Genomic DNA, 21,206 nt, shown 5'->3' with positions numbered 1-21,206 from the left:
ACGAGGTTACGCTTCCCGCTGACTTGCCTGAATGGCGGTCAGCGCGATGGTGTAGACAATGTCATCTACCAGAGCGCCGCGTGAAAGATCATTCACCGGCTTGTTCAACCCCTGAAGCATGGGCCCCACGCTGACGACGCGAGCGCTACGCTGCACCGCTTTGTAGGTTGTATTGCCGGTATTCAGATCGGGGAATACAAACACGGTGGCACGGCCTGCTACGGGCGAGTCGGGCGCTTTTTGCTTACCCACGCTTTCAATGGCGGCAGCATCGTACTGAAGTGGGCCATCGATCAATAAGTGCGGGGCACGCTCTTTGGCAATGCGAGTGGCTTCACGCACTTTATCCACATCCGCACCTGTGCCCGAGTCGCCGGTTGAGTAGCTGATCATGGCTACGCGCGGCTCGATACCAAACGCTTCTGCTGAGCGAGCACTTTGCAGGGCGATTTCGGCAAGCGTTTCAGCATCCGGGTCCGGGTTCACCGCACAATCGCCATATACCACTACCTGTTCGGGCAGCAGCATAAAGAAGATCGACGATACCTGGTTATATTCAGGCGCGGTCTTAATCAGCTGAAACGCCGGGCGCACCGTATTGGCCGTGGTATGAATGGCGCCGGATACCAATCCATTCACCTCATCGAGCTGTAGCATCATGGTACCCAGCACCACGTTATCCTGAAGCTGGGCTTCAGCGGTAAGCTCGTTGAGCTTGCCACGTCGGCGCTCTACCATCGGCCCGATATAGTTTGCCCGCGTGCTTTCCGGATCGATGATCATGAGAGTGTCCGGCAGCGTTAGACCACGGTTGCGAGCGACATTTTCAATTTTTTCGCGGCTGCCTAGCAGTACGCAGTTGGCAATGCCGCGCCGCTGGCAAATAATCGCGGCTTCCACCGTGCGTGGCTCATCTCCTTCCGGCAGTACAATGCGCTTTTGAGCTTGCTGGGCCTGCTTAACCAACTGATGGCGGAATGCTGAAGGCGACAGACGCTGTATATAGCTGTTGCTTAAGGTGGTTTTAAGCCACTCCAGATCCATATGCGCGGCTACATAGCGTGCGACCTGTTCAGCCCGCCCGAAGTCATCAATGGGAATTTCGCTGCTTAGCTGGCTCAGATGTTGGGCGGTGGTCAGACTATCGGTTTCCACGGCCAACACCGGAAGTCCGGTTTTTAGAGCCGGCGTGCACATCTCAATCATGTTGTCATTGGGCAAAAAGCCGTTGGTCAGCAGTACGCCCGCCAGCTGGGTGCCGTTCATGGTGGCAAGTGCCGAAGCCAATACAACGTCATCACGGTCGCCTGAAGCCACCACTAAACTTCCCGGGGTAAAGATATGCAGCGCATTGGCTGCGCTACGGGCGCACAGACTGGTCGACATTACCCGCCGACTGGCGGCTTCGCCTTCATTCAATAGTGTGGCATTAAGCGCACGGGCCACATCCAGTGTACGCGGCGCAGTCAACGTTTTGCTTTGCGGCACGATGCCAATTAAATGGAAGCTTTCGGTGGCAAGCGACGGCGAGTAGCGACGCAGCTCGGCAAGTACGGGTTCTTCAAGCTGAGGCTTGATGGTGCCGGGGGCTGCTGAAAGATCATCTTCCTGCCCATAGGGCAGATTTTTCATACGCATTAAAATGCAGCCCAGCGTGCGGCTGGAGCTAACTCCCCCGAAGCTGCGCGCATGCATATCAAGCTCGTCAGCAAGCGCTTGGGGGTCGTGTAAATCGCCCGTACCGACCAGAATAATGCGCGCATTGAGTGCATGTGCCAGCTGGGCGTTAGTCTGGGTGGCATAGGTGGTATGTTGGGTCGGCACCACGCCTTCTACCACAACCAAGTCCAGGGCGTTGTTATCGCGCTCGGCCTGCTGTACTACCTGATCATAAAGCTCCACCACGTTTTCCATCAGCTCATCAATCTGGTCATCGCGCAGCAAGCGTTCCAGTCTGGATTGAGAGATAGGCGAGGGTGGGCGCTGGTTTAAGGTACGCGATACCAGTGCGGTTGAACGATCAAGGCCGGGCCCATTCAGCTCGTTTTGCATAAATGGTTTTAAAAAGCCGGCTTTTAGGCCGATGGTGTCGAGTGCCTGAATTAATCCTAAACAGGCCGAGGTTAAGCCGGCGCCTACGCTGGTGGGCACTAACAGGATGGCTTGAGGTTGGGCAGGGGTAGTCATGCTTGAGCCTCCACACACTGGCGTGTTTCCATCGCGATACGGCCTTCCTCATCGGTAGGAATGACCCATACTTCAGGTCCTGCATGATTCTCGCTGTCCAGTTTGCCTTCTTTTCCGCGTATCATCGCTGCGTTGCTCTCCTCATTTAGGGCAAAGCCAAAGTGGGGCAAGAGGCCGATTACCTGGCGGCGCACAGTGGGGGAGTTCTCACCGATACCACCGGTAAAAATGACCCCGTCCAGCCTAGGTAGCGCACAGGAAAGCGCGGCCAGTGATTTGGCAATGCGATAGCAGAAAACGTTCAGTGCCAGCAGGGCGCCTTCATGGCCGTTTTCTGCGGCTTCCTCAACTTCGCGCATATCATTGGTCAGTCCAGAGAGGCCCAGCAGCCCGCTTTGCTTGTTCAACACGTCATCAATTTGCTCCAGCGACCAGCCCAGTTGGCGGTGCAAATGCGCGTGCAGCCCCGGGTCGACATCGCCACTGCGGGTGCCCATCACCAAGCCCTCCAGCGGTGTGAGCCCCATGCTGGTGTCTTTACTCTGATTGTTCCATATCGCGCAGGTCGAGCAGCCGTTGCCCAGATGAGCGGTTAGCCAGCCGCCAGCGCCGCGTTCACTAAGCGTGGCCGCACGCTGGCTGACAAACGCGTGGCTGGTACCATGAAAACCGTAGCGGCGAATACCGTGCTGGGCGTACAGACTTTCCGGCAGGGCGTAGCGGTAAGCCGTGGGCGGCAGACTTTGATGAAACGCGGTGTCGAATACCGCCACCTGAGGCAGCTCGGGAAACACCTTTTGGGTAGCGGCGATCCCGGCCAGATTGGCAGGATTATGCAAAGGGGCCAGAGCCGCAGTGCTTTGAATGGCGCTGACTACGCTCTCATCAATCAACGCGGCCTGAGTGAACTGTTCGCCACCATGAACAATGCGGTGGCCGATGGCCGCAGGGATACGTCCTTCCAGGCGCTCTAAAATAGCGTTTAACACTTGCGTATGGTGGGCATTGGGCAGTGGCTGGTCAAAGCGCTCACCGGCACTATTCTTACCTTTTAAGCAGGCATCGGCACTGCCCAGACGCTCGGCCAGCCCGGCCAGACGCGGCGCATTCGGGTCTGAGTCGATCAGCGCGTATTTAATCGAGGAAGAACCACAGTTAATGACCAGCACCGGTGCATTCATAAAAATATCCACCAAGAAGAAAGCTGAAGTTTGGACCTAAGTTTAATACGCGGCAAGCGGCATCACTAACAGAGGGTATTTGTTTAGCCTTCTATGTAAAATACAGGCATGTTTGGCTATTTAGCCCCACTTATTCTGAGCTTTGGTACCTATGTCCGCATCGTCGCTACCCACCCCGTTGCCTCGCCATCTGGCCATCCTGTTAATGATTACGGTTGGCACCATGTTTGCTGCTAACCATGTGTCGGCACGGTTAGCTTTTGATAACGGGACGGGTTTGCTGCTGGCCGTGTTAACCCGTTCGGGGTTGGCCTGTGTGATTCTGTTTACTCTGGTACTGGTGCAGAAAAAACGCCTCTGGTTGCCATCCGGAACATGGCGCTGGCAGTTGGCCGTGGGCGTGCTTATTACCATTCAAAGCCTAAGCCTCTATTCTGCCGTGGCACGGTTGCCGGTGGTGATTGCTTTACTGCTGGTGAATACCTTTCCTATTCAGTTAGCGCTGTTGAGCTGGGCATTGGGGGGGGCGCGGCCTACGCTGCGTAGCTGTATCATCATGGGAACGATATTAATCGGGCTTGTCGTGGTGCTGGATATTCCTACCTGGCTTTCCAATGCCGATGCAATGGGGCCTGAATGGGTGGCCGGGATTGGCTTTGGCTTGGTCGCCGCCTTCGTGTTCGCCTGTGCGTTATGGATTACCGAGCATCGCTTAAGTCAGGTGGGCAGCACCCTGCGAAGCCTGTTAACCATGCAAACGGTATTTTTCGCCATGATCATTGGCGGAATTTTAGGCGCGGTGCCGGGCGGGATGAGCCTACCTGAAAATAGCCAGGGCTGGCTGGGTCTGGTGTTTCTGGCGCTGCTCTATGCAGGCGGGTTTTCAACGCTGTTTATTTTCGTGCCGCGCCTGGATATGGCACGCAATGCCCCGGTGATGAATATCGAACCCGTTGCATCGTTAGTGATCGGCTATTTTGTCCTCGGGCAGATGCTTAGCCCAAGCCAGCTGGTGGGTGGAGCGGTGGTGGTGAGTGGTATTGTCGCGCTTAGTCTTTCCAAACAGCGCTAAACGTTGCGTTCTCTTTGCACATCGGCCACAATACGCAGGTGTAAGGAAACACTGTTTTTTAACTGAGGTTCAATGACTATGAAGATGACCGTATTATCACTCACCTCTGCAGCACTCCTGGTTGGCACGAGTGCATTCGCGGCATCGGCACAGGCACAGCAAGCGTTTGGTTACCCGGAAGGTTATATTGGCGGCGACGCCATGGCTTGGAGTCTGGATCCTGACCGCGGCTCCTCGCGCGATAGCGTAGGTCTACGCTTACGCGGTGGCGCTCAGTTTAACGATTATTTTGCTCTTGAAGGTCACTTGGGTACGGGCGGCTCCGATGGCGGCGCCGAACTCGATTACCTGGTAGGTGCCTACGCAAAAGGTATCGCCCCTATTGCGCCCACCGCACGTCTGTATGGCTTGGTAGGTATGACCGAGGTGGATTTTAACCTCGATCGTGAAAGCGGCTTCTCTTATGGTGCGGGCGGCGAGATTGATGTAGCCAATAACTTATCGATCAACGCTGATTACATGCGCTATCTGGATAAGTCCAACTACGATTTTGATGCTGCCAGCATTGGTTTACGCTACCGGTTCTAATAGCGCTTAACAGCGTTAATGTACTCAAGCCCCAAGGCCATTTGGTCTTGGGGCTTTTTATATCTGTAGCGTTAAGCGGCTAGCCTCTTAACAGGAAGATAGTCGCTTTATTGTTAGCTTGCTAATTGTTTGTTAGACTAAGGTATTCAACGATACCTGCGCGAGTAGACGCGCAAGCGGCCTGTCAACGGCGGCGAGAAATAGCGAGTTAATACCCCATGTCCCCTGATCAACGCTTTGCCCTCTGGGTAAAAGTGGCGCTGGCTGCTTTTGCCCTTTTATTCGCCTACTTTCTGGTGGCCGACAGCTTTATGCCCATGACACCTGAAGCGCGGGTCATGCGCCCGGTCACGCGCATTGCCCCGGAGCTTAGCGCGCCGGTCAGTGAAGTAGTGGTTCGCGATCATCAACAGGTCGCCAAGGGCGATGTGCTGTTTCGCCTCAACCCCGAACCCTTTGAGATCGCGTTAGAGCAGGCAAGGCTTGAGCGAGAGCAGGCCCAGCGCGAAAACACTCAGCTTGAAGCGGAACTTGCCGCCGCACGCGCCATGTTAGCGTCTGCCCAGGCAACCGCTGAAGAGCGTGCAGGTGAGCGCCGCCGTGGGGAAGCGCTGATCGGGCGGCAGAGTATTTCTCGGCAGCAGTACGATCAGCAGATAGCCGCCGAACATACCGCCCAGGCGGAAGTGGCATCCGCGCAGGCCAAAATCGAAAGCCTGGAAGTCCAGCTGGGCGAAGAGGGCGACACCAACCTGCGGCTGCGCCAGGCGGATATCGCGCTGGACAGAGCCCAGCTTGACGTTGCCCGCACCGAGGTACGCGCGGTAGAGACAGGCCAGGTTACCAATCTGCAGCTACGTGCGGGTGACTACGTGCAGGCGGGCCAGCCGGTCATTGCCCTGGTCAGCCAGCGTGTGGATATCATCGCCGACTTCCGCGAGAAGAGCCTGCGCCATGTGCAGCCTGGCGACGAGGCTGCCGTAGTGTTTGACGCCTGGCCTGGGCATATCTTTGAAGGCCGGGTAAGCGCCTTTGATGCTGGGGTACGCGAAGGCCAACTGGCCGCCGACGGGCAGCTGGCGGATATTCCGACGTCTGATCGCTGGGTGCGCGACGCTCAGCGCCTGCGTGTTCATATTGCCCTGAACGAGCCGTTATTGGCGCCGCCCCCCAGCGGTGCACGCGCCACAGTTCAACTGCTGCCCGGCGAGCATCTGTTGGCCCACCCGTTTGCCTGGCTACAGACGCATCTGATCAGCTGGCTACACTATGTCTATTAAGACGCGGTTTGCTAAGATCAGATTTACTAAAACCAAGCCTGCGCCGAAGGCTCACGCTCATCCTGGGCTAAACGAAAACGGCCTGCGCCAATGCCTGCGCGTAGCGGGCGGCGGCGCGCTAGGTTTCGTCGTAAGCCAGGTCATGGGCTGGAACTATGGGGTCTTCTTTACCGTATTTCCGATGTTTCTACTGGGCATGGTGCCCATTCTGAACGCCAGCATCATTCGCCAGTTTCTGGCCAACGTCTCGCTTAATGCGTTGGAAGTCAGCGTAGTGATGGGCCTGCTCAAGCACATGCCGGTGGTCATGACACTGGTAGTGCTGTGCATGTTCCTGTTTCGCTTCAACCTGATGGCCAAGGGTCCGCTGTTTTTGTTTGGCGCCAACGGCGTGCTTACCCTGAGTATCCTGCTGCATTTCGCAAGCTACCCAAGCGTCGATTTAAGCGATCTGCTTGCCTCCAACGTTGTGGCAAGCGTACTGGCCGTGTTCATCGCCATGCTGATGCATACACTGTTTCCCGACGTGGAACCCCGCGAGCCGCCGCCAAGGGCCAGCAAGCCCCAGGCGCAGATACGCCACGAGACGCTGATCGGCGGGATTACCGCCACGCTCTCGTTCATCGTGTTTCAGGTGTTTGACCTGCAAGGATCACTTTCGGCACAGATGGCGACCATTCTAGTGCTGTTTGCCATGGGCTATGCGGGGGCCCGGGTATCTGCGCGCAAGCGTGCCATCGGTACGTTGCTGGGCTGTAATCTGGCGCTGGTCATGCAGCTTTTACTGTATACCCAGAGCAATCACTTCCTGCTGGCTATCCTGCTTTACTGGCTGGGGCTCTTGCTGTTCGGCCGCGAGCATATCAAGGAAGGCGGCGGCTCGGGCATCGGGTTTGGCGGGCTTACTACGCTTGGCATTTTGTTTGGGCAGTCGCTCGGGCCTAACCAGGACCTGGTATATAGCGCGCTATACCGCTTTTCTTCGATGAGCGTGGCGCTGGTGGCAACGCTTTTGGTTATGGCATGTTTACATGCTTTGCTTAATAGCTGGGCACCCACAAAAATATCTATAACAAATTGAGGCAACTTTTTTTAAAAAGACTACTCTGATAATGCAACTGCGATGTTAAAGACAAATGAATGTCTCCTCGCACGCAGCGTATTTCCCTACTAACGGATTAGAGGTTTATGTCATGAGTGGAAAAGACGATAAAGCAAAAGGCGCAGCTAACAAGGCCGCTGGTAAAGTTAAAGAAGCCGCTGGTAAAGTGACCGGCAGCGAAAAAACCGAGGCCAAGGGCAAAACGCAGCAGGCTAAAGGCGAAGCTCAAAAAGGTAAAGGTGAGGTTAAGGAGAACCTCAAGAAAAAGTAATTTTACCGTGTTAGCATAATACGTCGACAACAGGGGCCATTGGCCCCTGTTTGTTTTTTGAACTATCTACGCGTTTAAGCTTTACGGAGAAACGAGTTCTACAGAGAAGCTCATTTCAACGCCCGCATCACCCACTTCCATCCAGTACTCCATATTCTCGAAAGTATTGCCATACTGCCTAAACAGCTCGATATCAGACTGTGATACTTCCGGTGATGGCGACTTTTCCATTATATCGGCCAGTGAACGGTAAAACTCACCCGTCAGATACCCATAGGCCAATAAGTCACGTTCGGAAACAGGAGCATCAAGCCCTTCCTGGAGAAGCGCTTGGTCGCTGATACCAGCACCCAGTACGATGGCGGTATCAGACATAGCGGCATAAATCGCCGGTGCTTCTGGCGGCAACATCATGCTTTCTATTTTCTGGGGTTCTCCGCCAGGTGCTAGCTCAAGAGCCTGTAGTTCTGGCATGAAGGTACTGATGGTGGATAACAAACCCATCGGATTTTGAGAAGCAAGAGTCAGCATGCCGGCAATGACAGGCTCGCCATTCACCATTTTTAGATTATCAAGACGCGCATGGAAACCCGAAAGCGACGGACCAATCATCATGGTAATTGGGTTGTTGATCGCCATGCTGATATCTCTCCAGGAGTTGTTCAAGTCCTGTAGCTCATCACAGCTGAAGGGGGTTTCACGCAATTCCCGTGCATATTTTTGGATGGTCTCGATAAGCACAGGAAGGTCCAAATTCAACCCAAAGTTGGCCATGCCTGCAGAACTGCCAAGCCCCGGCACCTGGGTGGTCAGGCCACGCAGGTCGCTGACAATTCCCTCATCGGTTCTCAGGATGAAATTCGTCTCCACGCGATCAGTATTATACTCGCTTATGCCCATTGCTAACCCAGGGAAACGGCCGGTGAGACGGTCAATATCGGCTTGGCAGCCAGACAGATTCAGCGGCTCTTCATCAACCGCTTCCATCAGCGCCAGCGTACCAGGATGTGTAGGTGTGCTCAGTTCATCCAGCAGGCGTGAAGAGGAGAGTAGTCCAGCACCGTAAGGTGTGAAATCATAGCGCTGTTCCAGCTCTGCCAATGCGTTGGTATCGTCAATATTGCTGTCAGGTAGTGTTTTTCCGAGCACTTGGTCTAGTAGCTCATCACTGGCATTTTCCGGTACTACCGATACGATCAGCTGCTGGTCCTTAATGACCAGAATTATCTTGAGTTGGCCTTCAGGCGTCAGAACCCAGTATTCGGTATCATTGGTAGTTGCCTTGCTCAGGGTAATATCGGCTTTCGTCAGGACGCGCTGCAGCGTGGTGCGGAAAGCTCCTTCATCCTGCAGCTCCATGCGCAAGACAGGCAAGATGCCCAACCCATAAAGCGCAGCCTGGGGACTCATTTTCATGCCGAGCGCATGGACATCTTCAATTGACTCTACACCGATCAGCTCTTCACCCAAGGCGATGGCTAGCGTCATGAATGTATATAGAACGTCATCGTCTTGAACATGAGGCAATGCAGCGCGCATTTCATCAAGGTCAGACTCAAAGGAAGTCATGGGCTGAGTGCTCTGATAGATAGCAAAGGCTTCCTGTTCCGATAGCGTTTCACGCGATGCCATGAAGTAGGGCGAATCAGCCGGAATATATTTCAGCATGGGAGCCGCATTGTTTTTCGGTGCTTCCTGATGTGAATCTGTAGCTGCTGGCTCGTTATCATCGCTGCAGCCGCTGATCAGGCCTGCACTGATCAAAGCAAGAGTAATCGCTATCGAAAGTTTGGTCTTCATCTGAAATCCGTCTTGTGTATGACAGGTTTTAATTTTAGGTTCGCCATTACGAACAGAACCCATGAAAATGAGAACCATACACGAGTGTTACTAAATTATCTTTAGGTTGAGTGTGTAAAAATATTTCTTAGCCGTAATTTTAATACTTACTTAACTAATTCATTAACCGCTGACTCAGATCATGTTGGTCGGCGTTAAGAATTAAAAAGCGTGCCGTTATTACGCTTGTTATAAGTAAACATAAAAATGGCCCTTGAGATTTTTGAATCCCAAGAGCCATATTCAAACGCTATGATGTCAATAACACCGCTATCTTATACTTCCTGGTACAGCTTGCTGCCTTCCTGGCGAAACTTCTCCGCCTGTTCCTCCATGCCGCGCTTAACTGACTCCGCGTCGCTTGCGCTGTCCGGCGTGCGGTCGCGGTAGGTATCACGGACTTCCTGGCTAATTTTCATCGAGCAGAACTTGGGCCCGCACATGGAGCAGAAGTGCGCGACCTTCGCCGAATCCTTGGGCAGGGTTTCATCGTGAAATTCACGCGCGGTGTCCGGGTCCAGCCCCAGGTTGAACTGATCTTCCCAGCGAAACTCAAAGCGCGCCTTGGAGAGCGCGTTATCGCGCCGCTGGGACGCCGGGTGGCCCTTGGCCAAGTCCGCCGCGTGGGCGGCAATCTTGTAGGTGATAATGCCGGTTTTTACATCATCCTTGTTGGGTAGGCCGAGGTGCTCTTTTGGGGTGACGTAGCAGAGCATTGCGCAGCCAAACCAGCCGATCATCGCAGCCCCAATGCCCGAGGTAATATGGTCGTAGCCCGGTGCGATATCAGTGACCAGCGGCCCAAGCGTGTAGAAGGGTGCTTCATCGCAGTACTCAAGCTGCTTATCCATGTTCTCTTTTACCAAGTGCATGGGCACATGGCCAGGGCCTTCAATCATTACCTGCACATCGTGCTTCCAGGCAATATGGGTCAGCTCGCCCAAGGTTTTCAGCTCTGCCATTTGCGCTTCGTCGTTGGCATCGGCAATCGAGCCGGGGCGCAGGCCGTCACCCAGTGAGAACGCCACATCGTACTGCTTGCAGATCTCGCAGATCTCCTCGAAGTGGGTGTAAAGAAAGCTCTCTTGATGGTGGAACAAGCACCACTTGGCCATAATCGAGCCGCCTCGGCTGACAATACCGGTTACCCGGTTAGCGGTCAGCGGCACATAGCGCAATAACACGCCCGCATGAATGGTGAAGTAATCCACGCCTTGTTCAGCCTGCTCGATCAGCGTATCGCGAAACACCTCCCAGGTCAGGTTCTCAGCCACGCCGTTAACCTTCTCCAGCGCCTGATAGATCGGCACCGTACCAATCGGCACCGGCGAATTGCGAATAATCCACTCGCGGGTTTCGTGAATGTTTTGTCCGGTGGAGAGATCCATGATGGTATCTGCGCCCCAACGGATGCCCCAGGTCATCTTGTCGACTTCCTCTTCAATCGACGAGGTGACCGCCGAGTTGCCCAGGTTACCGTTGATCTTGACCAGGAAGTTACGCCCAATAATCATCGGCTCACTTTCCGGATGGTTGATGTTGTTGGGGATAATCGCCCGGCCGCGAGCGACTTCATCGCGCACAAACTCTGGCGTAATCTCCTCCGGAATACTGGCGCCGAAGCTCTGGCCGCGATGCTGGTGGCCCAAGATTCGCTCCACCTCGGCATCGCCCAGCGCTTGGCGGCGCTGGTTCTCGCGCAGGGCGATAAATTCCATTTCCGGGGTGACGATGCCCTGGCGGGCGTAGTGCAACTGGGTGACATTCCCAGGCCGCCCGTCCTTTGTAGAGAGTGCCCGGCGCGGCGTGCGTTTTAAATCGAAGCGCAGTTGGGCAAGGGTCGGGTCGTTGGCGCGGCGCTTGCCGTACTCCGATGACAGCCCCTCCAGAAATTCGGTATCCCCGCGTTCCTCAATCCACGCCCGGCGAAGTTCTGGCAGGCCCTGGCGCAGGTCGATCTGTGCTGCGGGGTCGGTGTAGGGGCCGGAAGTGTCATACACCAGCAGCGGCGGGTTTTCCTCATCAATGCCGGTGGTCTTGGTGGGCGATAACGTGATTTCACGAAACGGCACGCGGATATCCGGGCGTGAGCCTTCAAGATACATCTTGCGCGAGCCGGGCAGCGGAGTAATAGCCGCAGCATCTACCTCGGCGGTTTCGGCAAGAAAGTGAGTCGTTTTAGCCATGAGTGTTCTCCCTATAGAGCGAGTAGGGAGGACAAGCGGGGAGAGACAGGGGCAGAACGATATTTGCCTGTAATATCTGCATGTCGCTTGATCCCTACGCTGGTCCTAACCAGATCAGGTTCAACGGGATCAGTGCTATTGAATCGGCACCATCTCAGCCGGCGTTACCGGCACCCCGTCAAGCGTTACGCACAGCCACAGGCTGCGCTAAAAGCAGTTTGGTTCAGCACTGAGATGGAATCAAGTCATTTAGTGCGGGCTAATTTTATGAGTAGCTTTGTCGCTTTTAGACGAAAGTACGGTTTAAAGTAGGTCAGCGAACTGAGTAGACGGAAACCGATGACTAGCGATTTTGCCATTGTGGGATGGGGTAGTTACCGACCCAAATATCAACTTACCTCCCTTACCCTTGATCATGAGCAGGGCTTTGCTCCCGGCTGGACCGAGCGCCAGTTTGGCATTGCTGTTCGCCACGTCGCTGGCAGTGATGAAACTACCTCTATGATGGCAGCCAGCGCAGCCCGAGAGGCACTGGCTAAGGCAGGGTGGGGTGAAAAGCTGCCTGATGTGATCATCGGCGGGTGTGGTGTGATGGAGCAGCCCATTCCCTCTACGGCCGCTCTGGTGCAGTATCATCTTGGTCTTGGGTACTCTGGCGTACCCAGTTTCGATGTCAATCAGACCTGCCTCTCCTTTATAGCCGCGCTGGACGTGGCTGCTATGGGCATTGCCTGTGGGCGCTGGAAGCGGATACTCCTGTTCGCCAGCGATATCGCCTCGGCGGGGTTAAACCCCAATGATCCCAAAACGCGCGCTATTTTTGGCGATGGCGCAGCGGCGTTGGCGATCGAAGCAAGCGACGATCAGCAGCAGGGGCTATATGGAAGTGCATCGGTCACCTATGGGGCACACCATGGCCTTGCCCAGCTACGCGCGGGCGGCACCAGGCTGCGCATCGAAGAGGGCTTCGAGGCGTTGAAGGAAGGTGCTTACTTCAAAATGGATGCCTTCGGAATTTTCAAGGCATCTGCCAAGACGCTACCTGGCGTCATCGATAAAGCCCTGGCGCAGGCTAATATCACCCGCGACGAGCTGAGCTGTGTGGTCTGCCATCAAGCTAGCGCGCCGGGCGTCGAGCATGTGCGGCGGCTATTTGCACCGCGCAGTGAGCGTGTGATCAATATCTTTGCCACCACCGGCAACCAGATTGCTGCCTCTATTCCCACTGTGCTTGCGCATGCGCTGACCACTGGTGCGGTCAAGCGGGGTGATTATCTTTTACTGCTGGGCACGGCGGCAGGCATAAGCGCCAGCGCTATGGTGCTGCGCGTATGAGTCGGCGTCTCTTGATCACTGGAGCCACTGGTGGGCTTGGCATGGCATTGGCCCGTGAGGCGCTATTGCGCGGGCACGAAGTTCGCGCAACCGGGCGCTCACACGCCGCAGGCGAGGTATTGACGGCACTTGGGGCTGAGTTTATCGCGGCGGATTTGACACACCCGCAAACCGATCTGGCGCAGTTTGTGGCAGGCATGGATAGCATCGTTCATGCCGCTGCCTTGTCAGCCAGCTGGGGGCCGAAAAAAGCCTTTGAGCGCCACAACGTGACAATGACCGAACAGTTACTCAACGCTGCGGCGCAGAGCGGCGCGTTACGCTTTGTGCTGGTCTCTTCGCCGTCGATTTTTGCCGCCTACCGCGACCGCCTTCTGATTGACGAGCAGAGCCAGCCCGCGAAGCCGCCACTCAATCACTACGCGCGCACCAAACTTGCCGCCGAACGGCTCGTTCTGGCGCCGCGGCGCGACGCTCTGCATTGTTGTGCCATTCGCCCCCGCGCGTTGGTCGGCCCAGGGGATCGCGTGATTCTCCCCAAACTTGCCGAACTGGCCGGGCGCTCGCGAGTGCCGCTACCCAGAGGAGGGCGAGCGCTGATCGAGCTGACCGACCTGCGCGATGCGGCATGGGCAATTTGTGAAGCCGAAGCCCGCACGCCACAACTTGCCGGGCAGGCGATCAATATTTCCGGTGGCCAGCCCGTTACGGTGCATGACGTGGCTTATCGGCTGGCCAGGGCACTGGGCAAATCCCCACGGTTCATTTCATTACCGGTAGGGCTAGCCCGTACGATGGCCGTGCTTCAGGAGCAGTGGGGAATGCTGACCCGCGCCGAACACGAACCGATGTTGACTCGCTACAAGTTGGCCACCCTTGCCTATTCGCAAACCTTTGACCTGGCGCCCGCCCGACACCTGTTGGGCTATCAGCCACGCTTTGATGCCATGGCCACATTGCTGGCGCAAGCGCAGCAGCTAGCTTTGCAGGAGGCTTCATGATTCGCGTTGGTTTTCGGTGGCTGGCGCGTGGCCTTTGCCGCCACCCCGAAGCCGCAACGCTCTCCGGCGGGCGTTTCAACCCGGTGGATTTTCCCGCGCTAGTAGGCGTGATTGAACATCCCACCCGCGGGTTGTTGCTGTTCGATACCGGCTACGACCCTGCATTTCTGGAGGCGACGACCCCTTTCCCGGAACGCTTCTACCGCTGGGCGACGCCAGTTGAGGTGGGCGCGGAACACGCCTGGCATACCTGGCTTGCCGCCCATGGCATCAACGATAGCGATATTACTGCGACCATTATTTCGCACTTTCACGGCGACCACGTTGCCGGCATGCGCCACTTGGCCGAGCGGCCCATCTACTGCGCCCGCGCTGGATTGACCGAGCTGCGCGCGCCCGGGCGTTTCAAACGGGTGCGTCAGGGGTTGCTTCCCGCGCTGGTGCCTCAGGCCGCTGATGCCAACGCCCGTTTTTTTGAAGAAGCCCCCGCGGTCACGCTGCCCAGTGGCTTTGCACCCTTCAGTGAGGGGCGCGATATTCTTGGCGATGGAAGCCTGTTGGCCGTCGAGCTGCCTGGGCACTGTGTGGGGCATTGGGGGCTGGCGCTGCGCACCACGCAGGATCAGCTCATACTGCTAGCCGCCGATGCCGTGTGGCTCGGCAAGTCGATTCATGAGCGCCGCCCGCCGCCACGGCTGACCACCGCGCTGTTGGGGAACACTCGCTGCTATCGGGCTACCCTTGCCAAGCTATGCGCTGCCGCCGAGCACAACACTGAACTTACCATTCTGCCCTCGCATTGTGCCGAGAGTGCGCAACGCTTTCGAGAGTCCCATGCGCGTTGACCAACTGGCTGCCGCCTGGATGCGCACCCGCCGGGCACTGCGTTTTTCGTCTAGCCAGCTGGAGGCGCGGCGTGCTCGCCAATGGAGGCAACTACAGCCGGTGCTGGCGCGCACTCCTGCGCTGGCGGCGGTTGCCTGGGGGCCGTGGGAAGCGGTCCCGATTACCGAAATAGCCGCTCTGCGCGCTGACTACGGCGCCTGGAACAGTCTTGGCCTGAGCACGAAAACGCTGCATGCCATGGCGGATGCCGCCGAGCAGGGCCTGGCAACGGGGTCGCTTTCAGCCGGCTGGTCGACCGGTAGCAGCGGTGCTGCCCGCGGGCTCTTTTTGGCCACTTCCAAAGAGCGTGCCGACTATTTGGGCCAGAGCCTGGCGCGGCTGCTGCCCGCTCGCGCGCTGCTGGCCCGCCAGCGGTTGGCCCTGCATCTGCGCGCCAGCAACGCTCTCTACAGTGATGTTCAGCGCAAGCGCTTCGTCTTTGGTCATTTCCCATTGAACGACTCAAACGAGCAGACGCGCAGCGCGCTGGAGGCGTTTGCACCCACGATTTTGATTGCGCCGCCTCATCGCCTGGCCGCACTGGCAGAGGCGGGCATGAACCTGCCGACATTGCGCCATCTGTTTGTGGGCAGCGAGCCAATGGGAGAGGCCGAACGCGACGCCATCACCACGCGGCTGGGGTGTGCATCGCGATCGATCTATCAAGCCACCGAAGGTTTTTTGGGTGCCGAGTGTGCCCATGGTCATCTGCATCTCAATGATCATTCGCTGATCATCGAGCTTGAACCGGTGCCCGGCACGCCGGGCTATCGGCCGATCATTACCGATCTGCGCCGGGTCAGTCAGCCCATTGTGCGTGTACGCGGCGATGACTATATAGAGCTTGGCGCCTCCTCCTGCCCCTGCGGATTTGCCGGACGCATCATTTACCCGCCCCAAGGGCGAGTGAGCGACGTATGGCGCTTCGCCCAATGCACCGTAACGCCGCCTCAGGTAGTCGCCGCAATGGAGAGTGCACTGGGTGGTGATGCACTCTGGCAGGCGGAGGCCCGGTTTGAGCGCGTGGTGTTGCATCTCTCGCCCCACTGCCTGGCCCGCGACGCCGAGCGTGCCAGCGCCACGCTTATCAGTAAGTGCCAATTGCCGGTGCCGGTTGAAGTGGTGCGTGACCTGACGGGCTGGCAAGGCCCCAAACGTCGCCGCGTAGTCAGCCATCATGGCTAGGCAGGTGTTGATTACCGGCGCGCGCTCGGTGGCGGCGCTTGAGCTTGCTCGTGATTTTTCCGCTGCTGGCTGGGAGGTGCACCTGGCGGACAGCGCCGCCGCGCGAATGGCACGCTGTTCGACGCTGCCCGTCCGGCTACATCGTCATCCCGCGCCTCGGCAGCAGGGCGGTGCGTTTCGTCAGTGGGTGAGGGCGCTGGTCGAGGAGTACCGTATTGAGCTGGTGATACCCACTTGCGAAGAGGTGTTCCATTTAGCGGCGCCCAGTTTGCATGACTGGCTGGGCGACCGACTAATGGCGCCTTCGCTCGAGACATTACGCACGCTTCACGACAAGCTCTGCTTCGCACGCCACTGCCAGCAAGCGGGGTTGCCGGTACCCGAAAGCCAGCCCATAGAGAGCGCCGACCAGCTCGCGACGTATCGCACGACCTGCCACGAATGGGTGTTTAAACCACGCTTTAGCCGCTTTGGTGATCGAGCGTTGATTGCCCCGAAGGCGGCTCGCTTTGCCCAGTTGTGCCTGGACCCCGCACAGCCTTGGATGGCTCAGGCGTATATCCATGGCGAAGAGGCCTGCTTTTACGCCGTTGCCCATCATGGCCAACTCACAGCGTTCAGTGCTTACTGCTCGCGCTGGCGAATGGCGGGCGGCGCCAGCTATGCGTTTGAGCCGCTAGACGCATCGCGCCATGCCAAGCTTCACACGCTGGCCATCCAGTTGGCGGCCAGCGCCAGGCTGCACGGTCAGTTCGCCTGCGATGCCATCTTTGATGTCAACGAGAGGCCCTTTCTACTTGAATGCAACCCGCGGGCAACCAGCGGTGTACACCTGCTTGGCGGCGCAGGGCACCTTGCCCGGGCGATGGGCGATGGTATACCGGCCCCCGATACGCCGCCCACCATACGCTACCTGGGCCCGGCCATGTGGCTGTTGGGCTTGCCTACGGCGCTCCGCCATGCCCGTTTGGCCCGTTGGTGGCGCTGCCTGCGGGCAGGCCGGGATGCGGTCTCTTCCCCAGGTGACCGCTGGGTACTGGTCGGTGCCCTGGCCGACGCGGCAGGCTTCGCGCTTAACGGCCTTCTTCACCAACACTCTACCAACGCCGCCACCACTCATGATCTGGAATGGAACGGCGAGGAGCTGCCCTGATGAGCTTTCCCCAAGCGGTGCTGGATGCGTGGCATCTGGTAGCCTTGTCTCGTGATATGCCGCGCGGAAAAGCGCGCAAGGTAATGTGCTGCGATACGCCCATCGCTCTTTTTCGGACTGACGAGGGCGTTGGGGCGTTAGTGGACCGCTGCCCTCATCGCAACTACCCGCTATCCGAAGGGCGTGTGATGAATGGCACACTGGAATGCCCTTACCACGGCTGGCGTTTTGCTCGCGATGGACGTTGCGCCGAGGTGCCGGGATGTCAGGTCGAAACCGCCTGCGATGCGCGCCTGGCGGCAACGCCATTGCGGGTACTGGAGCGTCATGGAGGGATTTTTGTCGCGCTCTCGGATGCCGCGCCCGCTGAACCAGCATTCCCACCGGATCTAGGCAATCCGGCGCTGGATCACTTCTGGTGGCAGCAGGGCACTTGGCGGGGGCGCGCCTTCGATGCCATCGAAAACGTGATGGACCCCTTCCATACCAATCACCTGCATCACGGCTTTATCCGTCGCCGTGATAAGCGTTTGCCCGTGGAACTCATTGTTACCAGCCATGGCAACGGAATAGATATGAAAATTGAGCAGACCCAGCCTGATACGGGCCTGATGTCACGGTTTCTCGAGCGCGACCGCTCGCACAGCGTCTCGCGCTACTACCCGCCCACCACGGTGCAGGCGCGCTGGGAAGGTGATACGCAACTGACGCTCTGCGTCACGGCGATTTTTACGCCGGCAACCAAGGACACCTTTACGCCCTTTGCCTGTTTTTCAACGCCTAACGGAATGGCGCCTGGCTGGCTCAAACAGGCTGCCATTCGTCTGTTTCTGGCCCCAGTCGTTGCCCAGGACCGCAAAGCCCTGGAACGTCAGCACGAGGTGATGAGTCACTTTGGTCAGCCAAAATTCATCTCAGGCCCAGGCGATATCCTGAAAACTCGCTTGCACCACCTCTGGATGGGCGAGACGCTGCCCAAAGGGGAAGACCCGGCCGTGAAGGTAATGCTTTAAAGAGGGCACGCGTTGCGACTATTCGGCCAGCGTCAGCCCCATTTGCCAGAAGTCGATTTCCAGACGGGTTGCATCGCGGAAAATTTTGCTGAGCTCATTAAAGCGAGCAGGGGTGACGTCGGCCAAGCGTGCGTCCAGCCATTCAAGCTCGGCGCGCATTGCGTCTTGAAACTCCTCGCCTTCGTACATGGCAATCCAGGCGTCATACGCGTTATCCCCACCGCGCACCGTAGTGCCCTGGGCGTTGAGCCAGTTGGCAATTTCACCGTAACCCACCAGGCAAGGCGCAAGCGCCACGTGTAGGTCGAGCAGATCACCACGATTGCCGGTATCCAGCACGTAGCGGGTATAGGCCAGGGTCGCCCGCGCTTCGGGCAGCTCGGCAAGCTCCTCTTCCGAAATACCCCATTCGCGGCAAAAGCCGATATGCAGCCCAAGCTCCACATCCACGATGGCTTTCATACCTTCATGAGCCTGGCGCAAGTCGGCAAGGGTGGGGCTTTTATAAGCGGCCAAGGCATAGGCACGGGCGAAATGAATCAAAAACAGGTAATCCTGCTTCAGGTAGTGGCGAAATGACGCTTCAGGCAGCGTAGCGTTGCCAAGCTTTTGCACGAAGTCGTGCTCGATATAAGCGCGCCAGTCGTCCTGGCAAGCGGTGGTGAGATCGGTAAAGCAGTAACCCATACATCCTCCAGAGTAGTGATCCGAAGGGCAGGCGAAAAGATCGAGGAAATGGCGCGGAGGGTGGCTTGCGATCATGAGAGAGCTAGCCGGCGCCATCGCTTGATCCCTACGCCGGTACCCGCGCTGCAAACTTATGTAAGCAACAGCGCATTAGCCGGATCAGGTTCAGCGGGACCAGCGCTTGGCGCTCTAAAAGAGCATGCCCTACGCCATCTCAGCCGGATTCACCGGCACCCCGTCAAGCAGTATCCAGCGCAGTGTAGGAGGCGAGTGGGGGAGATGCAAGAGAGCGGAGGAGGGTGCTACGTGTTAATTTGAATTGATTATGTCTATCAACACTCATCATTAAAGCATAATGCAATCAGGAAGTACCGCCATTGACTACTGATAACAAGACGGGTTGGGAAGCCTTCTATTGCGCCAATCAGATGCGAGCCACCTCGCCGCTATTACGACGCGCTTTGGGGGAGGAATGCTTACCCAAAGGCAACGGCCATGCTATCGATTTAGGCTGCGGAGGCGGCATCGAAACCGCGCTACTGCTGAAGTCGGGTTGGAAGGTGTTGGCTATCGACAAAGAGCCCAACGCCATTGCGCGAGTTGAAACACTGAAAGCTGAATTACCCAGCCCTGATCCATGCGGGGCTAAGCCTACCGTTCTGCGAGCCTACGCATTTTCCCGCGTTATGGAACATGATCCTTTCAGCGCTTGAGCCGGGAGGCTTATTTATCGGGCACCTCTTCGGTAACCGGCACGAGTGGGCCAAGCATTCAACAATGAGCTTTCATTCGACACAAGAAGTAGAAGCCCTTTGCAACGGTTTGGAGGTCGAGCTTTTTCGCGAAAGCGAAGGTGAGGGCGGGCTGGTAACGCACCACTGGCATCGGTTTGATCTGATTTTGCGAAAGCCAATGGTTTAATTGAATCGCCTTATTGAATGTGGGGGTTGCCACGTGCCTTAATTGCTTAATATCCCAAGCATTACCTCACTTCAGCGCCCGTCATCGCGGCATGGAGCCCTATTCCCTGAAAGCGAATGAAGAAGCGAATCCAATAGCAATATGTCTTCTCAGTACGAAGGCTATAGCGTTTTACCCGCAAGGTTGCCTGAACCCTATCCATTGGCTTCATGGGGTATCCCTTTGTATTAATCTTTATATGTGTTTATGCACAGTATTATTGAGAATGACAAATCGTGCCAGCATGCGAATTTTGGATAGGAAGCCAAAATTTACTTTGCTAGCAATAGAATCAATGAGGTAGATTTGATCAGAGCGGCTAGATAACCTCAATGAACGCGCTGACGCGTTCATTGAGGTTATGCCGCTGGCTATATAATCACTGTTAGGCGCTAATCAAAAAAGGAGTTTCTATGTATTTTGACTATCTCGAAGAGCGAGAAAAGAATGGATCTTTCTATATCGTCGCCGTTGATACACAAAGCAAAAAAGCATACATAATCAATAACACCGCAATCATCCAAACCACCGAGAGTAGCGATGGTTTCAAGCTAGCAATATCTGTTAATCCTGACAGGTATGTATATAGAGAAAAGCTCCAATCAAAAAAAGAAATGGAAGATCGGACAAATGAAATGAGCAAGCTAATAATGAGCGCAGACTTTAAAACAAATAGCATTCACCGCGCCTAACAAATGGTTCAAATCGCCCGTTTCCCTCACTGGGACGGACTAAAGCCAGCCCCTTAATCAAACGTTAGAGCTTTTTATGATTATTGAGCTAAATTTAAACACTGAAAATCAGAATCATCAGGGTTTACTTTCTTCGTTGGTCGAAAACTCTGAGGAATCAGTCCTCTGCTCTGGCTGGTTGAAGATTGAGGGTGTGAGGCGTCTGGAGCCTTCTATCCGGAAGGCCGTCAGCAAAAAGTTTTCAGTATCTATTATCTCTAATGTTGCTCACACACAAAAACGTGCGGCGAAACTGATCAAAAAATGGCCATCCGTTCAGCATTTTATGACGAAGCAAAATGCCAGAACATTGCATTCAAAAATCTACTATTTCCGTACTGGAAAGAAGTTTACTGCTATCGTCGGGTCAGCGAACATCACGGAGGGCGGCTTGGTGTCGAGTGACGAAGCTAGCCTTAAGATTTCAGGCACTGTTGAAGATGATTTTCATTCAGAGATTAAGACTTACCTAGATAATTTGGCGAGCCAACTACAATAAGGCTCTAACCAATCACGCAAGGCGGACGCGCGGGGCGTGCCGCTTCGGTTT

Annotated in this window: 21 protein-coding genes and 2 riboswitches; of the genes, 15 read left to right on the top strand and 6 right to left on the bottom strand. The window is 56.3% G+C overall.

Going from position 1 to position 21,206, the window contains the following annotated elements:
• Window positions 1-6: 6 nt before the first annotated feature.
• Window positions 7-2,187: a phosphate acetyltransferase gene (gene pta, locus ACT3R7_RS17860; protein WP_192538039.1), complete on the bottom strand. Its 2,181-nt coding sequence runs from the start codon at window positions 2,185-2,187 to the stop codon at window positions 7-9.
• Window positions 2,184-3,368: an acetate/propionate family kinase gene (locus tag ACT3R7_RS17855; RefSeq protein WP_192538040.1), complete on the bottom strand. Its 1,185-nt coding sequence runs from the start codon at window positions 3,366-3,368 to the stop codon at window positions 2,184-2,186. Before ACT3R7_RS17855 ends, pta begins: the two co-directional genes overlap by 4 nt.
• A 151-nt stretch (window positions 3,369-3,519) precedes the next feature.
• Here ACT3R7_RS17855 and ACT3R7_RS17850 point away from each other — a divergent pair, with 151 nt between their 5' ends.
• The 5 genes from ACT3R7_RS17850 to ACT3R7_RS17830 all read left to right on the top strand — a co-directional run bounded on the left by ACT3R7_RS17850 (window position 3,520) and on the right by ACT3R7_RS17830 (window position 7,681).
• Window positions 3,520-4,440 (top strand): EamA family transporter, encoded by a 921-nt coding sequence (locus ACT3R7_RS17850; protein WP_192538041.1) that lies wholly within the window; start codon window positions 3,520-3,522, stop codon window positions 4,438-4,440.
• 78 nt (window positions 4,441-4,518) lie between these two features.
• Complete coding sequence (locus ACT3R7_RS17845; protein ID WP_018919026.1) at window positions 4,519-5,028, top strand: porin family protein; 510 nt, start codon at window positions 4,519-4,521, stop codon at window positions 5,026-5,028.
• Between the two features lie 218 nt (window positions 5,029-5,246).
• Window positions 5,247-6,308: an HlyD family secretion protein gene (locus ACT3R7_RS17840; RefSeq protein ID WP_193091863.1), complete on the top strand. Its 1,062-nt coding sequence runs from the start codon at window positions 5,247-5,249 to the stop codon at window positions 6,306-6,308.
• The gene (locus ACT3R7_RS17835; RefSeq protein WP_192538042.1) at window positions 6,298-7,389 is read left to right on the top strand and encodes a DUF2955 domain-containing protein; all 1,092 of its coding nucleotides are present in this window, start codon (window positions 6,298-6,300) and stop codon (window positions 7,387-7,389) included. The genes ACT3R7_RS17840 and ACT3R7_RS17835 overlap by 11 nt, the downstream gene beginning before the upstream one ends.
• A 112-nt stretch (window positions 7,390-7,501) precedes the next feature.
• Window positions 7,502-7,681 carry a CsbD family protein gene (locus ACT3R7_RS17830; protein ID WP_192538043.1) on the top strand — a complete coding sequence of 60 codons (180 nt, stop codon included), beginning with the start codon at window positions 7,502-7,504 and terminating at the stop codon, window positions 7,679-7,681.
• A gap of 81 nt (window positions 7,682-7,762) precedes the next feature.
• On the opposite strand, the gene ACT3R7_RS17825 is transcribed toward ACT3R7_RS17830, so the two are convergent.
• Window positions 7,763-9,481, bottom strand: a complete 1,719-nt coding sequence (locus ACT3R7_RS17825) for a hypothetical protein (protein WP_192538044.1) — start codon at window positions 9,479-9,481, stop codon at window positions 7,763-7,765.
• 314 nt (window positions 9,482-9,795) lie between these two features.
• Window positions 9,796-11,706 (bottom strand): phosphomethylpyrimidine synthase ThiC, encoded by a 1,911-nt coding sequence (thiC, locus tag ACT3R7_RS17820; protein ID WP_192538045.1) that lies wholly within the window; start codon window positions 11,704-11,706, stop codon window positions 9,796-9,798.
• Window positions 11,707-11,780: 74 nt separating this feature from the next.
• Window positions 11,781-11,894: riboswitch (TPP riboswitch) on the bottom strand.
• A 151-nt stretch (window positions 11,895-12,045) separates the two neighbouring features.
• On the opposite strand from thiC, the gene ACT3R7_RS17815 reads away from it, so the two are divergent.
• From ACT3R7_RS17815 to ACT3R7_RS17790, 6 genes are read left to right on the top strand one after another with little or no spacing between them, the layout of a single operon-like run.
• Window positions 12,046-13,041 (top strand): 3-oxoacyl-[acyl-carrier-protein] synthase III C-terminal domain-containing protein, encoded by a 996-nt coding sequence (locus ACT3R7_RS17815; RefSeq protein WP_192538046.1) that lies wholly within the window; start codon window positions 12,046-12,048, stop codon window positions 13,039-13,041.
• Window positions 13,038-14,042 (top strand): NAD-dependent epimerase/dehydratase family protein, encoded by a 1,005-nt coding sequence (locus tag ACT3R7_RS17810; RefSeq protein WP_192538047.1) that lies wholly within the window; start codon window positions 13,038-13,040, stop codon window positions 14,040-14,042. The genes ACT3R7_RS17815 and ACT3R7_RS17810 overlap by 4 nt, the downstream gene beginning before the upstream one ends.
• Window positions 14,039-14,887 (top strand): MBL fold metallo-hydrolase, encoded by an 849-nt coding sequence (locus tag ACT3R7_RS17805; protein ID WP_192538048.1) that lies wholly within the window; start codon window positions 14,039-14,041, stop codon window positions 14,885-14,887. Before ACT3R7_RS17810 ends, ACT3R7_RS17805 begins: the two co-directional genes overlap by 4 nt.
• Window positions 14,877-16,112 carry a cell division protein FtsA gene (locus ACT3R7_RS17800; protein ID WP_192538049.1) on the top strand — a complete coding sequence of 412 codons (1,236 nt, stop codon included), beginning with the start codon at window positions 14,877-14,879 and terminating at the stop codon, window positions 16,110-16,112. The genes ACT3R7_RS17805 and ACT3R7_RS17800 overlap by 11 nt, the downstream gene beginning before the upstream one ends.
• Window positions 16,105-17,265 (top strand): ATP-grasp domain-containing protein, encoded by a 1,161-nt coding sequence (locus ACT3R7_RS17795; RefSeq protein ID WP_192538050.1) that lies wholly within the window; start codon window positions 16,105-16,107, stop codon window positions 17,263-17,265. The genes ACT3R7_RS17800 and ACT3R7_RS17795 overlap by 8 nt, the downstream gene beginning before the upstream one ends.
• Window positions 17,265-18,278 (top strand): Rieske 2Fe-2S domain-containing protein, encoded by a 1,014-nt coding sequence (locus tag ACT3R7_RS17790; RefSeq protein ID WP_192538051.1) that lies wholly within the window; start codon window positions 17,265-17,267, stop codon window positions 18,276-18,278. The genes ACT3R7_RS17795 and ACT3R7_RS17790 overlap by 1 nt, the downstream gene beginning before the upstream one ends.
• Window positions 18,279-18,296: 18 nt before the next feature.
• Here the strand turns inward: ACT3R7_RS17790 and tenA are convergent, their stop codons facing one another.
• Entirely contained in the window at window positions 18,297-18,965 is a 669-nt protein-coding gene (tenA, locus tag ACT3R7_RS17785) for a thiaminase II (protein ID WP_193091862.1), read from the bottom strand.
• An 86-nt stretch (window positions 18,966-19,051) separates the two neighbouring features.
• Window positions 19,052-19,213: riboswitch (TPP riboswitch) on the bottom strand.
• Between the two features lie 129 nt (window positions 19,214-19,342).
• Here tenA and ACT3R7_RS17780 point away from each other — a divergent pair.
• Both ACT3R7_RS17780 and ACT3R7_RS17775 read left to right on the top strand, forming a co-directional pair.
• Window positions 19,343-19,678 carry a methyltransferase domain-containing protein gene (locus tag ACT3R7_RS17780; protein ID WP_225736143.1) on the top strand — a complete coding sequence of 112 codons (336 nt, stop codon included), beginning with the start codon at window positions 19,343-19,345 and terminating at the stop codon, window positions 19,676-19,678.
• Window positions 19,679-19,742: 64 nt separating this feature from the next.
• Window positions 19,743-19,886 carry a hypothetical protein gene (locus ACT3R7_RS17775; protein WP_225736144.1) on the top strand — a complete coding sequence of 48 codons (144 nt, stop codon included), beginning with the start codon at window positions 19,743-19,745 and terminating at the stop codon, window positions 19,884-19,886.
• A gap of 61 nt (window positions 19,887-19,947) precedes the next feature.
• Here ACT3R7_RS17775 and ACT3R7_RS17770 read toward each other — a convergent pair whose 3' ends face one another.
• A complete protein-coding gene (locus ACT3R7_RS17770; RefSeq protein ID WP_225736148.1) occupies window positions 19,948-20,088 on the bottom strand; it encodes a phage integrase N-terminal SAM-like domain-containing protein in 141 nt (46 codons plus the stop codon).
• A 250-nt stretch (window positions 20,089-20,338) separates the two neighbouring features.
• Between ACT3R7_RS17770 and ACT3R7_RS17765 the strand changes: the two genes are divergently transcribed.
• Both ACT3R7_RS17765 and ACT3R7_RS17760 read left to right on the top strand, forming a co-directional pair.
• Window positions 20,339-20,617 (top strand): hypothetical protein, encoded by a 279-nt coding sequence (locus ACT3R7_RS17765; protein WP_192538053.1) that lies wholly within the window; start codon window positions 20,339-20,341, stop codon window positions 20,615-20,617.
• A 76-nt stretch (window positions 20,618-20,693) separates the two neighbouring features.
• Complete coding sequence (locus ACT3R7_RS17760) at window positions 20,694-21,155, top strand: phospholipase D-like domain-containing protein (protein ID WP_192538054.1); 462 nt, start codon at window positions 20,694-20,696, stop codon at window positions 21,153-21,155.
• Window positions 21,156-21,206: the final 51 nt, after the last annotated feature.

Source organism: Halomonas sp. AOP43-A1-21 (genome assembly GCF_052376775.1).
GTDB lineage: Bacteria > Pseudomonadota > Gammaproteobacteria > Pseudomonadales > Halomonadaceae > Vreelandella > Vreelandella colorata.
This window is presented reverse-complemented; position numbering and strand designations above follow the sequence as displayed.

Coding starts and splice junctions, on each gene's coding strand:
- ACT3R7_RS17810 (WP_192538047.1), top strand. CDS start 13,038: ATGAGTCGGCGTCTCTTGATCACTGGAGCCACTGGTGGGCTTGGCATG.
- ACT3R7_RS17835 (WP_192538042.1), top strand. CDS start 6,298: ATGTCTATTAAGACGCGGTTTGCTAAGATCAGATTTACTAAAACCAAG.
- thiC (WP_192538045.1), bottom strand. CDS start 11,706: ATGGCTAAAACGACTCACTTTCTTGCCGAAACCGCCGAGGTAGATGCT.
- ACT3R7_RS17805 (WP_192538048.1), top strand. CDS start 14,039: ATGATTCGCGTTGGTTTTCGGTGGCTGGCGCGTGGCCTTTGCCGCCAC.
- ACT3R7_RS17815 (WP_192538046.1), top strand. CDS start 12,046: ATGACTAGCGATTTTGCCATTGTGGGATGGGGTAGTTACCGACCCAAA.
- ACT3R7_RS17855 (WP_192538040.1), bottom strand. CDS start 3,368: ATGAATGCACCGGTGCTGGTCATTAACTGTGGTTCTTCCTCGATTAAA.
- ACT3R7_RS17770 (WP_225736148.1), bottom strand. CDS start 20,088: ATGGATAGGGTTCAGGCAACCTTGCGGGTAAAACGCTATAGCCTTCGT.
- ACT3R7_RS17840 (WP_193091863.1), top strand. CDS start 5,247: ATGTCCCCTGATCAACGCTTTGCCCTCTGGGTAAAAGTGGCGCTGGCT.
- ACT3R7_RS17775 (WP_225736144.1), top strand. CDS start 19,743: ATGAGCTTTCATTCGACACAAGAAGTAGAAGCCCTTTGCAACGGTTTG.
- ACT3R7_RS17765 (WP_192538053.1), top strand. CDS start 20,339: ATGTATTTTGACTATCTCGAAGAGCGAGAAAAGAATGGATCTTTCTAT.
- ACT3R7_RS17825 (WP_192538044.1), bottom strand. CDS start 9,481: ATGAAGACCAAACTTTCGATAGCGATTACTCTTGCTTTGATCAGTGCA.
- ACT3R7_RS17795 (WP_192538050.1), top strand. CDS start 16,105: ATGGCTAGGCAGGTGTTGATTACCGGCGCGCGCTCGGTGGCGGCGCTT.
- ACT3R7_RS17845 (WP_018919026.1), top strand. CDS start 4,519: ATGAAGATGACCGTATTATCACTCACCTCTGCAGCACTCCTGGTTGGC.
- pta (WP_192538039.1), bottom strand. CDS start 2,187: ATGACTACCCCTGCCCAACCTCAAGCCATCCTGTTAGTGCCCACCAGC.
- tenA (WP_193091862.1), bottom strand. CDS start 18,965: ATGGGTTACTGCTTTACCGATCTCACCACCGCTTGCCAGGACGACTGG.
- ACT3R7_RS17790 (WP_192538051.1), top strand. CDS start 17,265: ATGAGCTTTCCCCAAGCGGTGCTGGATGCGTGGCATCTGGTAGCCTTG.
- ACT3R7_RS17800 (WP_192538049.1), top strand. CDS start 14,877: ATGCGCGTTGACCAACTGGCTGCCGCCTGGATGCGCACCCGCCGGGCA.
- ACT3R7_RS17760 (WP_192538054.1), top strand. CDS start 20,694: ATGATTATTGAGCTAAATTTAAACACTGAAAATCAGAATCATCAGGGT.
- ACT3R7_RS17850 (WP_192538041.1), top strand. CDS start 3,520: ATGTCCGCATCGTCGCTACCCACCCCGTTGCCTCGCCATCTGGCCATC.
- ACT3R7_RS17830 (WP_192538043.1), top strand. CDS start 7,502: ATGAGTGGAAAAGACGATAAAGCAAAAGGCGCAGCTAACAAGGCCGCT.